We start from the raw sequence: 12,686 nt of genomic DNA on the forward strand, positions 1-12,686 counted from the left end.
TAAAAAAATAAATAAAAAAGATTGAAAAATTGATTTGACTTCACCCAAAAGCTATGGCTTTATGCCAATGCTGATAAAAAAACAGCAGTAAACATTTAAAAAAAATTTATTATTAGTGAAGGGTATATTATATGGAAAATAAGAATAAAAGTAGAGAAGAAATAGAATTCAGAGCATTGGAAAGCAACGGCAAAGCTCTACTTGATCGTGAAGTAATAGAAACGTTTCTAAGTGCAGTGCATGATAGAGACGAAGCTCGGATTATTGCTGAAAGACTAATAGATAGTTTTGGAATAAGAGGAATTTTAGGTCAGGAAATAGATGACCTGAAAACTGTAGAAGGAATAACCGACTCCACAGTAGCAGTAATTTTATGCCTTAGGGAAGCGTCGAAGAGGGCACCAAGAGAAGAGTTAAAGAAAGGACCTGTAATGGGTAACATGGAAACCATAGTAAAATATTTAAGGGTGAGTATTGGCTGTTCAGAGAAGGAAAAGGTAAAAATACTATATTTGGATCAAGAGCACTGTTTAAAAGGGGAGGAAGTATTTACTGGTACAGTGGAAAAGGCACCAGTGTACATAAAGGAAATAACAAGAAAAGCATTAATAAAAAATGCAATATTAATAGTAATATCGCACAACCACCCAGAAGGGAGTGCAGAGCCATCTGATGAAGATCAAGCAGCAACTAAAAAATTAGCTTCAGCATGTAGTACTGTAGGCATTAGATTGCTTGATCACATTATCGTAGCAAGCGCAGACCATTTTAGTTTCAGGGAAAAAGGGCTGTTATAGTCCAAAGAGCAGTGAGGTTGCTCAAAACTCTAGAGTGATAAATGTTGACAAATCTGCTCATTATTATTTATAATAAGCTAGAAAGTGTACATCGAGTTAATAATAGGGTAACAAAGCTAGTTGTACACTTAGAAAGTATTTTTAATAAGAGGTTTTATATGACTAGTAAAAAAATTACAGTAGTTGGTAATACTCGTGAGTTCAACATCGATCTTAGCAAATTACCGGACAAAATATTAAGTGATCTTGAAGGCATAAGCTGTACTGATATACAACATTCTAACTTTGTGAGCAAAATTAATAAGGTTAAGAAGCCCGGAGGCGCAATGCCTTCCCCTAGTAGAGATACTCGTGAAAAGTCAATCAACTTCGGAGAAGGACTAGATCGCATTTATGACACAAAACCAGCAAGTAATCAAGCAGATTATCCAGAGGGGTTAAATCCATTTGCCTCAGGCCTGCAAAAAATAAGGCTAAGTGCAAGGGAAAGTGAATGGTTGAGCTGGTTAAAAAGTGCAATTGTAACAGCAAAAAATCCAAGTGAGCTGAACAAAGTTGTAGATGAGGCAATAGCTGCTGGAATGATGATGAATGGGTGTCATGAGGGAGGCCGGAGCTTTGCTGAGTATGTGATATTGGGTATGCATTTTCACAAGTTCAAAAAAGGTGATCAGAAAAAGATAATACGTAAATTAATGCTGAGTGGCGCAGAGTTTGACACTTTATTGAAAAATGAACTCGTAGGTGAAATTTACAAAGAACTGCAACCAGAGGTTCAGCCACAGATAAATAAGCAACTTGAAGAACGGAGAAAAGCTGGTGAAAATGCTGTTCAAGGGGGAAGCATAGTAGGTATGGAAATGGATAACGACACATCTCTTTGGGAATTTTCTGAGGGGAGCACAGTAGAAGTTGCAAAAGCGCTGGAAGGTACAGGAGCCAATAGAGGACTTGGAAGCAATATAATAAAAATAGGTGATGGTGAAATAGAGATTAGAAATGAAGAAGGAGGTAAGAGAAACTACATTGATATATCAGGTAGATTCGAGATAGGATTTCCTACAAGTATCGGTAAGCTAAGAATTGCAGTGTACAATGACGAAAAACAAGTACAAGTAAGAGTGGTAGATAAGGAGATGTGGTTTAAACTACAAACAAAAGGCGAGGAAGTAGCGAAAGATTGTCTCTTTGGGGGAATGAAAATCGAAGAAGCAGTAAAAAGAGGAAGTTTCACGAGAAGTTGCTTTTTGGGTGAAAATAAGGCCCCAGAGGTGGTTAGTGAAGCACTGTCCTCATCTTTATGGACAGATAGGATACATGGAGGTAGTCAGGAAACCTTTAGGGCACGTTAGACCAATTGGAGGGTTTTTCTCTCCACCTATTCGTAAAATTGGGGTGTGAATTTTCAACTAAGTTGAAGTAGACAACTTTTAAATTCACAGCAAAGTTGAGCTATAACAAAAAATCCTGTAATAGTATATTTTTTTGTGAAGGAAAGTGACCACCCCCCTAGATTACGAAGTAGGACAAAAAGTAAAAAGGTGGAGGTTGGAGCGAGGGTATACTCAGGAGGATTTAGCGGAGAAAATCGGTATAACGCGTCAGGTAATGCTACAATATGAAAAAGGAACACGTAGAATTTCGATTGAAAAACTATATGCCATAACAGAGGCATTATCAGTCAGTATTACAGATCTCATTCCTATACAAAGAGTATCAAAAAGTTGTCTTGAAGACGAGAGAGAAGAAATATTAAATCTAGTAAGAAATTATAAAAAGATTAATGACCAAGAATTACGCAAGGTATTTTATTTACTAACCAAATCTGCCCAGCTTAGTGAAAAAAGCAGTAGAAAAGCAGAGAGAATGGAAATAGCAAAGAATCTAGTCAAAGCAGGAATTTCTGTTGATATTGTCTCGAAAGCAATTGGCTTATTCGCTAATGAATGTACCAATGGTTCTATACACTACAAAATAGGGAAAAAGATAAAAGAATGGAGGCTGGTGCGAGAGTACACTCAGAAGGATTTAGCGAAGAAAATTGGCATAACACGTCACAAAATAAGCAAATATGAGCAAGGAGAAACTGCTGTTCCACTTGACAAATTATATGAAATAGCAGAGGCATTATTGATTAGTATTACAGATCTACTACCTGAATCAACCGAGAATGAGGTAGAAAATGAGCTACCAAGTTTAATTGAGGAATACAAAAAAATTGAGAATCAAGAATTACGCTACGCACTAATTAAATCTTTATTTGAAGGCATACGGATTTGCGAGGAAAAAGCAAGAAAAGCAGAAAGGATCAAGGTTGCAAAGGATCTAGTGAAAGAAGGAATTTCGATTGATATTATTTTGCAAACACTTGGTATATCTGCTAGCATGATTTGAAAGTTTTGTACATTAAGTTTATGTTTGTTCCTGTAAGAAAAGTTAGCGACTACGTTAATCTAGTTGGCTCTATAAGCTACGAGATAGGGCAAAAAATAGAAAATTGTAGGTTAATGCAAGAATATACACAAGTAGAGCTAGCAAGTAAGACCGAGTTAACATACCAAGAAATAAACAACTATGAACTAGGATATATTCTTATTCCAATTGAAGTATCATATAAAATAGCAGAGGCATTATTAGTTGATGTTATAGATCTATTACCTGAACCAGTAGTAGTAAGGAAAGACAGTTATTGCGAAGATGAGGATGAAGAAATACTCTATCTAACAGGAATATATGAGGATCATCAAGAGCTGCGCAAGGTAATACGTCCATTGATTAGGTCTGTCTACCTTAGTGAAAAAATTAATCAAGAGGGAGCAAGAATAGAAATTGCAAAGAACCTAGTTAAAGAAGGAGTGTCTGTTGAGATTATCTCCCAAACAACCGGCTTATCTATCTATGAATATGATAATGCAGAAGAAGAAATTTGCACTGATTCTATATACTATAAAATAGGGCAGAGAATAAAAGAATGGAGGTTGATAAGGAGAAATACTCAAAAAGATTTGGCAGATAAAGTTGGTTTAACAGCTAAGGAAATACACGAATACGAAAGAGGATACACTGCCGTTTCATTTGACAAATTGTATGAAATAGCAGAGTTGTTATCAGTTAACATTAAAGTTTTGCTGCCTAAAACAAGAAAAAATGAGGATGGTAAGGAAGAAAATAGACTATTGGGTTTTCTAAGTAAGTATAGAAAAACTGAAGATCAAAAATCAGTAGCTATATTAGATGGGTTAGTAAAATCTTTATCTGAAAGTATGGAAATTGACAAAGAAAAAGTTAAAAAAGCAGAGAAAATCAAGATTGCAAAAGATCTAGTTAAGGCAGGTGTTGCTATTGATATTATCTTGCGAGCATCTGGCCTAACTGCTGATGAGTTGGATGAGTGTCCAAAAATGAATTGAATTCTGGATTAAAAACAGGGTACTCAGAGATATTATATTAAGATATAAGCAAAAGTAATTGTTTATTTAATAAATCTATTTACCATCTCTGAAAATTTGCTTAGATTTCGGTTGTTCAACAGATACCTCTTCTAGCTTTTCTGGCTCAGCTTCGGATCTTACTGCTAATTTCCGTTGTTTGATAACTTTCTTCAACGTTTTCACAGCTATAAAATTAATACTGAAAACACATGCTGAAGTTATGGCCAACGCTGGCAGAGGAGCTAGACTGAATGTTGGTAAAATTGCCACGATTGTAGCAGATGTCAGTAAAAATGCTAACTTCTTGCTCCCGATTATCTTGTTTTTCTTGGACTTTATGGGGTTTAGGCTTTTTATTTTTCCTTTTAGCTTTTTGAAGCCTTTTTTGAATATGTTACCCTTTTTCAGCTCTTTTTCTACGGGTTTTATTTTTAAGCTTTTTATTTTTTCTTTTATTCCTTTTTTATCTTTTTTTGCTTTAGAGGAGCATAGGTTAGGTTTCAACACAATTTCAGAGAGCGGTTTTGGCTTATCGTTTGAAATTTTAGCTTCTTGGCCCTTAGTATGCTTTTTGGGCGAAACTATGTTTTTTAAACCTTTCTTTGCTTTGTGGTATAATTTCTTCAGTTTGCTTGGCATTTTTATGTAAATTAAGATACGATATCGCAAAATTTATCGATTACTTTTTGATTACCTTCTATCATTGCATTTGCCTCTTGCTGAAGACATTTAATATTTTTAGGTGTTACATTATCCATCTCAGCCGACGCTATTGTCAGTTGTGATTGTACCCTGATGTATCTGTCGTCCATTACATTACTCATCTGATAATTTACTACATCAAGGCTCGACGCAAACATCACATTTAGTAAAGGCTTTATCCAAGCTATTTTTCCTAATTTTCTGTACTTTATTCGATTAGATAGCCGACCTGTGCCAATTGACACCAGAACGATTTCTTCGTTGGGAAAAAGTTTCTTACTATTTGCATACGCACAAGCTGCTGGATTATTGGCAAATACCCCTCCATCAACTAACACTCTTTTTTCTTGCTTAACTTCTAAATACTTAGGTGCAAAGTATGTTGGTGCTGCTGTTGTGGCTCTGAGTGCATCTTTCAACTTGATAAAATTTTTATCTTCCTTCCAGCTCTTAAAGAAAAATGGGTAGTTATTGTGAATATCATAACTTGTAATCAACACCTTACTTAAAGTGTTTTTAAGAATATCCTCACCAAAATACTTCTCCAGTACTGATTCAATGTTTTCGTATGGGTATTGTGCGCAGTTAAACCAAGATAGTATTGATTGCCTAAAAAATGAAGACTTGAAAATATATGCTCCATACTCTTGGTAAAGCTCAACTAAATCATTTGCAGAGTACTGAGGTTTTCCTTGATCATCTTTCTTACACAATCCAGCAACAACAATTCCGCCTGTTGAAGTACCAGCCATTAGGTCAAAGATTTCAGCTATCGGTTTTTTTGCTCTTTTTTCTATTTCTGTGAGAGTAATGGCAGGAATTATCCCTCTTATGCCTCCGCCGTCAACGGACAAAATATATCTAGTCATTGTGACATTCAGTAGTTATTTGTGTTTGTGAATAGCTTCAAGTTCATTGACTTCTTCAGTGAGGTTTTTCACTCTCTCTTCAAGTCGATAAACTATTTCTATTAGTCCTTGGTTTTGTTCTACAAATTTATCATGCATGTGTACTCGTAAATCTAGCTTGGCGAGCCACCATATCGCCGCTACCGTCTGTATTAACATCGTTACTATTACTGCTATTGGAATCTTTTGATTTTGCATAATTTAATAATTTATTGTAGATAATTGTTGAAAATTCGTACTGTTTGTTGTATGTACAGTTTATTGCTCTGGCTTATACTGTTTTTCCGCCTTGTCAAGAAGATCTATAATCTCTCTGTAAGGCTTATTGCTATTCTCATTATTCAGCAACATCACAGTTACTCGGCCTCTGGCTAAATCTCTTGGTTTTCTTTCCCTAAATTCTTTGGCATTTGGGTTTGCCCCTTTTTGTAATAGAAATTTGACAACTTCTAAATTACCTTGCTCTGCAGCATAGTGCAAAACTGTTCTGTTATCTAAGCTACCGCTTGTAGAATTGATATCAACTTTCTCTTCTATCAAAAATTGAACAGCTTCTAAACACCCTTGTTTTGTAGCGTACCGTAATAACATTATTCCGAAATCTCGAGTATCATTAATATTTACTAAGTTTGTTACCAAGAATTTTTCAACCTCTACACTGCAACTTTTAGCAGCAATCCATAATATCGATTCATAATTCTTAGCGGCTTTAGCATTTGCTGACTTAATTTCTTCTTTATAACTATTAAAAAGACTGATAATCCAAAAAACAAGGAATATTACCAATGCTAAAACAATGGTAACACCTGATTGTATATAACTTGAACTTGGACCTGAAGTTGCACGAAGAAACCGTCTTAAATGCTTGTTCATATATATCTATATCATTTCTGCTTAGCATTAGACTATCACTGAATTAAGTTTCCCTTAATTAACTTTGCTTCTTGCTGCTTCCACCGTAGTTTGGTATCCTCTACTGTCTAGAATATGTCCTGCTCTATCAATTACCCATTCACCATCTATATCTTGATTGAACCCTACAAGATTAAGTTTTGCCTCTGCAAATAACTCTGGATTTCCTGGTGTTGTTATCTCTAAAGTCTCATTATTACGTTGTAATTGTTTAAATCTGGCTTTTGCTACACTAATTGCTGATTCTGCACTTGAATAAATTGTCTGTATGGCGTAACTTGGTTCGCCGCTACCTACTCTTTCCGATATGGTCTCTCCCTTTTCATAGCTATGCCATTTCGCTATCACTGAGTTGTATTTATTACGCACAGTGAAATGCACTTTCCAATTAATTGTGTCTTGAGGTCTAATAGTTGTTGTTCCTAAAGCTTTTCCCGTTGCTGACTTTGCTGTACCTTTTGGAATAAACAATATATACCCTCCTGCCAGTTTTGCCATGGCTTCGCGCTCTATAGCTATTCTAGTCAACAAACTTATATCGCTCTCTTCAGTTTGGTCAATGTGTAGTATCAATATGTCTTTAAATTCTTCAGCAACTTTGTGCCCATATCCATGTTTATTTGCTATTTCTTTGACTAAATCACCCAGTGTAATCTGGTCCCATGCTCTAGATGCTTTTTCCTTTAGTGATATCATCAAATTTGTTGCATGAGCTTTGATCGTTAAGGTTTTTGGTGGACTTTGTACTGTAACTTCATTGACTGTATATACACCTATAGGCAATACTCCTGTTTCTTTGTATCCTAAAGCAATTTTCAGCTCCTTTGGAACCTTTATGTTATCATCCCTGTAATCGACACATATTTCAGCCACATCTTCTATAGTCCCTGATTCATCAGTAATATGCATTGACACTAAGCGATCTTTTGCTAATTCATACCCTTCAATGATAAACTCTGGTTGCATCTTATCCCCAAATCTTTAAGATTAATTTTTGTAGAGGTTTCTCAATTATAGGCAGCTTAATTTTCAGTCCTGCTGGTAAAAAGCTTCCATATTCCGCAAGTCCAGGGTTTTCTTCTAATACTATTTCTACTGCTCCCGAAGTAAATCCGTAGTGTTCCCAGCAAATATAGTCCAACATGTCCTTCTCTTTTGTCGAGTAATATATAGTCATAAATAACGCCTTAAACTTAAATTAAATTCAACTTTTTTTGGCAACCCGCAAGGGAAAAATGACGTTAGCTTTTCTTCAAAACGAGTAATTACAAATTGTCCTAAAACATTTCCCATGCCATCAACTAAAGTGCGGGGTATTTGGTTTGCCTCTGCTTCTTTCATGTCCTTTAATTCACTTAAATTATTGAGATAAATAACCCCTTCTATATCTATATTTTCTGCCCCTTGACCAATATTCTGTAGCAATGGTTTGCCAATACATTCGACCACACTCCAACGCTTCTCATTGCTGTACTTTAAGCTTGTTGGGGAAATTTTATATGGACCAAGGGATAACATTAGTAAATAGGATCTACCGTATCGAACATAACATCACGTGATTTTTCCCTTATTCTTTTTATTACTGTATCAGCAAGACTACGCACATCTTGGTTAGGTTCTGCTTTTATACTTATATTAAATGTAAAAGTTTGATTGAAAATTTTTTGTTCACACTTTTCACAGTCTTTTAAAACTTTCTCTAAGTCATCTGCTACAGAACTTTTTTTCTCAACAACGCTACCGATTTTAGTATTTCCAACAATACTCTTTCCGCTTTCAGAAATTTCCTTATTATTTAATAAAGGGTTTCTATTACTCAAAACATTACTTTCAGCAACTACCTTGCCAATTTTTGTTTCTACTGGTGTCTCAAATGCTTTTAGCGGGCTATCATTAAACAATTTTCCTATACCAATCCAATTGAAAAATTCTCCTATAGGTTTTACAATTGATTTCCAGATGCTAGAAAAAAGTCCTTTACCTTTTGCCAATTAGCAATTACAAGCGCTGCACCAACTGATAGCCCAGCAACAGCAGCTCCTATAGGATTAGTAACCATGGCTAGCGTTAAAGCCTTCAGTCCCATAATTACTGCTGGAATTACCCGTGCTGATAATGAAGTTAACACTGGCAAAAGCGTTCCATGCAAAATAGCCTTAAAAGTTAGTATTCCACCTCCAACTAATGCAAATGCATAACCAAAACCTACTACTGCTATCTTACCAATAATAAGAGCTGAAATTATACTCATTATTCCTGTAGTAATAACTGGAAACTTTTCTGCAAACCGAGCTATGGGGTTAGTTATCTCTCTTAAAAGACTACTTATCCACTTTAAAGGAGGTAGCATGACTGAGCCCAGGTTCATTCCCACCTCTGCTATCGCATTCCTCAGTAATCGTAAGTTATTTGCTGTAGTTGCTGCACGATTGTTAAACTCTTCTTGCATAGACTGTTTAAATTCTTCCTCATCAGCTAAATGATTTATGGCATCTTTATAATTCTTTAAGCTTCCGACTAATAATGCAATATCATCTTGATATTCTTGACCAAATAGCTTGAGGAGGATTTGAGAACGTTCCTGCTTATCTACTTTCTCCAGAGTTTCAAAAAAATAAAGTAGTGCGTCTTGGCCATTTTCGCTAATCCTTTGTGTCATCTCTTCAGCAGTTATTCCCATGTCTTCCAATGCTGCTTTGAACTCTTTGCTCTGTCCTTCAGCGGTTTGAAGTTTACTAAGTAGAGCATTTATTGCAGTTGCTGCTTTTGCTGGTTGTTTACCTAAACTAATGAAGGCATTTACTAAACTACTTATCTCCTTAATACCAAAACCAAACTGTTTTGCAGTACCACCAACTATAGCCAACGCTTGAACCATATCTCCTGCTTTAGCAGCAGTCTTGTCTGATAAGTGATTTATAATGTCACCCACCCATTCCATCCTGTCTACATCAATTCCATAAACATTAGCAAGTTTAGCTATGGAATCACCTGCCTGTTCTGCGGACATATCAAATGCTGTGGACATTTTAGCCACTGTTGTCGTAAACTTAATCAGATCATCTTTTTTAACACCAAGTTGTCCACCACTTGCAGCTATTTGTGCTAACTCAGCAGCAGATAGTGGTATTGTACGGGATAATTCCTTTAATGTCTGACCAAATTCTGCGGCTCCTTGGTTATGGGCTGCATCATCCTTAGCAAATCTCACTACTTTTTTAACATCAGCCATGGCAGATTCAAAGTCAATCGCAACTTTAATTGGAGCTGCAAGTGAAAGCCCTAGCCCTATAGTCTCCATTACTTGTGATTTATAATGTGCTTTTCTTGCTAAAGCATTTTGCTGTTTTTGTATCACAGATCCTAGTTTACTATATTTCCCTTTTAGCACTTCAATAGATGAACCAAGTTTAGTTTGATCCCTCACTAAGGATTTAATATCTTTTCCACTTTTCCTTACTTCTTCATTTAATGTGTGAAGTGCATCTCTCTTTTTAATATAAGCCTCTTTTGCCTTTGATGCCGATGCTTTTAATTTTTCAAATTCATTTTTCAATGCTTTGCTTGGTTCTTTTTTTCCTTCTTCTCTTTAGCAATTACTGTAGCTAATTCTTTCGCTTTCTTCTCCGCTTCCTTCCAATTCTTCATGGCTTCAAGGGCATCATGATTTAGTTGCTTAAATTTGGAGACTGATTTCATTGACGAATCAAGCTGCCTTATACTATCACCCAGCTTAGAAAGCTTAGCTGTACTACCTATCATTGCGCTATTAAAGCTACCATCTAATGCAGCACCTATCTTTATTGAAAGCATTGACATTTGTTTGTTACTCCTTTACTTACTTCTAACCATTTTAGAAATTCTTTTATACCCATATTAATAATCTGCTCAATTCCACTTCCTGTTACTGAACTAAGCTTTAAAACATTGAATCTTAAGTCCTCTGTTCTAAAGGCAACAAAAAATCCCTGAGTACCTTTTGTATTTTTACATAGTCTTTGATAAGTAATTTCTCTATTACCTCCCTTGGCATAGATGTTAGGTTAGCAGCTAAAGCTACTTCTTTTCTGGCTTCACCTTCTACACACTCAATAGCCAGCAGATCTCCCACTGTAGGCTCACGCATAGATAATTCTGAAACAGAAATACCATCTACTGTTATTGGGTTATTAAGTGTTATAGTTTGCATTATTGTCTCCTTAAAAAATAAAATTTCAAATAAGTTTTTATATGCCTAAAACCGTTTGTAACAAAGACATTTGATCAACACCATTAATCTTGCGAATCATGTTTTCAGCATCGATTTCTATTAATTCATTACCACCTATAGTAAGTTTATAGTAATGAGCAGCTACAGTGCATTTGAGAGTGGCTTTCTCAGCCGGTTTCCAGCTACCAAAATCAAATTCTTTAAAAATGCCTCTTAAGTTGATTATTACTCCTTCAATATCATTGTTTCCGCTGCCTTGTAATCCGCCCCTTAGCGTCAAAGAAACCGAATTTCCATTTATCAACCCAAATAGCCGAAAGAGCTCTGTATCATATTCAGAAAAAGTGAAATCTGCTTCAAGTTTCTCCATCCCCATATCAATATTTATTGGAATATCCATACCACCAGCACGGTACTCCTCTGTTTTTATGGTAAGCTTTGGTAGCGTTATTTCATCTATTTTTCCTGCATAACCACGACCATCTACAAATACGTTAAAATTTCTCAGTATTTTGGGTAACACTTCGCTTTCTCCTAACTTATTACACTATTATTTACAAGATGGGATCTGAATATTATTTGCTCAGCTGGATATGGCGGTGTAAACTCAAAATCAAAATATACTTTTCCACTTGCAATATTTGTTGGTGTATTGAGTTCTGGGGTTGCATAACATTTTCCGCTGATAATTGCTCCTTGCGCTTTTAAATTAGCCAAATAAGAATTCACCCCCTCAATCACATCATCTATATAAGTTTTGGTAATATTTCGATCTACTGCCCATAAATGAGCCCTAAGTAGGCTGTCATTAATAAGGTCTGCAGTACGCCTCACTGACAGAAAAGCCCATTTTGGATCGCTTGAACACGTTCTATTGCCCCAAAGCCTGTAGCCATTTTGATGAATTATCGTTGTTACTTCATTTTCATTTAAATGGTTTGCTCTACAATTTGTATTACCGAGCGTAAAATCAATAGGCCTGCTTGTTCCAACAATACCGTTTATCTCTTTATTTGAAGGTGAGTGCCAGAAGCCTTGCTCGCTGTCTATCTTAGCTATTAAACCAGCTACAAATGGGCTTGCTGGCAAGATTTCTTCTTTTCCTTCAATAAATACCTTAACCCATGGATCAACTACGTAAATTCTTGAGCTGCCTACACTTTTCCTCCACTTGATTGCTTCTTCATCATTGGTATTTGGTCCATCTGCAACAATAATTGCTCTTAATTTTTCTGCTATGGAAATTAAAGCACTCACTACTGGATTTACTCCATCTATTTCAGGTAACTGATGAGTAAACTGAGGTACAATTAATATTCTTGGAGCAACATGAACTATGCTTTCACTGCTGAGGAATGCTTGAATCCCTTGATACTCTCCAGTCTCTTTATCAACACCGCCAATTATATTTTTCAGCGTCTCTTCTTCTTTTAATTTTGAATCACTGTTTTCACTTTCTTCAACTCGAATAACTACTACTGTTGCACCAATTTGGGAAAATATTCCGTTTATTGCAGAAGGTAGTGTTCCACTCTTTCCAAGCCTTGCTGCTTCTTTTAAGCTTCCTACAATCAATACTGGTTTATTAAGTGGAAACTTTTGCTCATCTGCTTCAGGTGCAGTACCAATTACACCTATCACTGATGATTTAGCTGTACGTACTGTCCTTGCCCCTGAGGTTATCTCAATAACATTTACACCATGTAAAAATTGTTCTGTCATTTTT

14 protein-coding genes and 1 pseudogene are annotated in these 12,686 nt (G+C 35.8%); 4 read left to right on the forward strand and 11 right to left on the reverse strand.

Annotated features, from left to right (window positions below; genetic code table 11):
• Positions 1-131: 131 nt before the first annotated feature.
• From radC to MWH06_03800, 4 genes are all read left to right on the forward strand, one after another.
• Positions 132-797, forward strand: coding sequence for a DNA repair protein RadC (radC, locus tag MWH06_03785; protein ID UPA55704.1), 666 nt, complete (start codon positions 132-134; stop codon positions 795-797).
• Positions 798-955: 158 nt separating this feature from the next.
• A complete protein-coding gene (locus MWH06_03790) occupies positions 956-2,149 on the forward strand; it encodes a hypothetical protein (GenBank protein ID UPA55705.1) in 1,194 nt (397 codons plus the stop codon).
• 145 nt (positions 2,150-2,294) lie between these two features.
• Positions 2,295-3,191: a helix-turn-helix domain-containing protein gene (locus MWH06_03795; GenBank protein UPA54456.1), complete on the forward strand. Its 897-nt coding sequence runs from the start codon at positions 2,295-2,297 to the stop codon at positions 3,189-3,191.
• Positions 3,192-3,211: 20 nt separating this feature from the next.
• The gene (locus MWH06_03800) at positions 3,212-4,207 is read left to right on the forward strand and encodes a transcriptional regulator (GenBank protein ID UPA55745.1); all 996 of its coding nucleotides are present in this window, start codon (positions 3,212-3,214) and stop codon (positions 4,205-4,207) included.
• 75 nt (positions 4,208-4,282) lie between these two features.
• Here the strand turns inward: MWH06_03800 and MWH06_03805 are convergent, their stop codons facing one another.
• The 11 genes and pseudogenes from MWH06_03805 to MWH06_03855 all read right to left on the reverse strand — a co-directional run bounded on the left by MWH06_03805 (position 4,283) and on the right by MWH06_03855 (position 12,682).
• The gene (locus MWH06_03805) at positions 4,283-4,897 is read right to left on the reverse strand and encodes a hypothetical protein (protein ID UPA54457.1); all 615 of its coding nucleotides are present in this window, start codon (positions 4,895-4,897) and stop codon (positions 4,283-4,285) included.
• Positions 4,879-5,799, reverse strand: coding sequence for a patatin-like phospholipase family protein (locus MWH06_03810; GenBank protein UPA54458.1), 921 nt, complete (start codon positions 5,797-5,799; stop codon positions 4,879-4,881). Before MWH06_03810 ends, MWH06_03805 begins: the two co-directional genes overlap by 19 nt.
• Positions 5,800-5,814: 15 nt before the next feature.
• Complete coding sequence (locus tag MWH06_03815; GenBank protein ID UPA54459.1) at positions 5,815-6,036, reverse strand: hypothetical protein; 222 nt, start codon at positions 6,034-6,036, stop codon at positions 5,815-5,817.
• A 60-nt stretch (positions 6,037-6,096) separates the two neighbouring features.
• Positions 6,097-6,711 (reverse strand): ankyrin repeat domain-containing protein, encoded by a 615-nt coding sequence (locus MWH06_03820; GenBank protein ID UPA54460.1) that lies wholly within the window; start codon positions 6,709-6,711, stop codon positions 6,097-6,099.
• 54 nt (positions 6,712-6,765) lie between these two features.
• Positions 6,766-7,716, reverse strand: a complete 951-nt coding sequence (locus MWH06_03825) for a phage tail protein (GenBank protein ID UPA54461.1) — start codon at positions 7,714-7,716, stop codon at positions 6,766-6,768.
• Between the two features lies 1 nt (position 7,717).
• Entirely contained in the window at positions 7,718-7,927 is a 210-nt protein-coding gene (locus tag MWH06_03830) for a tail protein X (protein ID UPA54462.1), read from the reverse strand.
• Positions 7,924-8,268 carry a phage tail protein gene (locus MWH06_03835; GenBank protein ID UPA54463.1) on the reverse strand — a complete coding sequence of 115 codons (345 nt, stop codon included), beginning with the start codon at positions 8,266-8,268 and terminating at the stop codon, positions 7,924-7,926. The genes MWH06_03830 and MWH06_03835 overlap by 4 nt, the downstream gene beginning before the upstream one ends.
• A pseudogene (locus tag MWH06_03840) lies at positions 8,268-10,569 on the reverse strand (phage tail tape measure protein). Before MWH06_03840 ends, MWH06_03835 begins: the two are co-directional and overlap by 1 nt.
• A 115-nt stretch (positions 10,570-10,684) precedes the next feature.
• Complete coding sequence (locus tag MWH06_03845; GenBank protein UPA54464.1) at positions 10,685-10,939, reverse strand: phage tail assembly protein; 255 nt, start codon at positions 10,937-10,939, stop codon at positions 10,685-10,687.
• Between the two features lie 37 nt (positions 10,940-10,976).
• Positions 10,977-11,483, reverse strand: a complete 507-nt coding sequence (locus MWH06_03850) for a phage major tail tube protein (protein ID UPA54465.1) — start codon at positions 11,481-11,483, stop codon at positions 10,977-10,979.
• Between the two features lie 11 nt (positions 11,484-11,494).
• On the reverse strand, positions 11,495-12,682 hold the full coding sequence (locus MWH06_03855; protein UPA54466.1) for a phage tail sheath subtilisin-like domain-containing protein: 1,188 nt from the start codon (positions 12,680-12,682) through the stop codon (positions 11,495-11,497).
• Between the last annotated feature and the right edge of the window lie 4 nt (positions 12,683-12,686).

Source organism: Wolbachia pipientis, from assembly GCA_023052945.1.
Classification (GTDB): Bacteria; Pseudomonadota; Alphaproteobacteria; order Rickettsiales; family Anaplasmataceae; genus Wolbachia.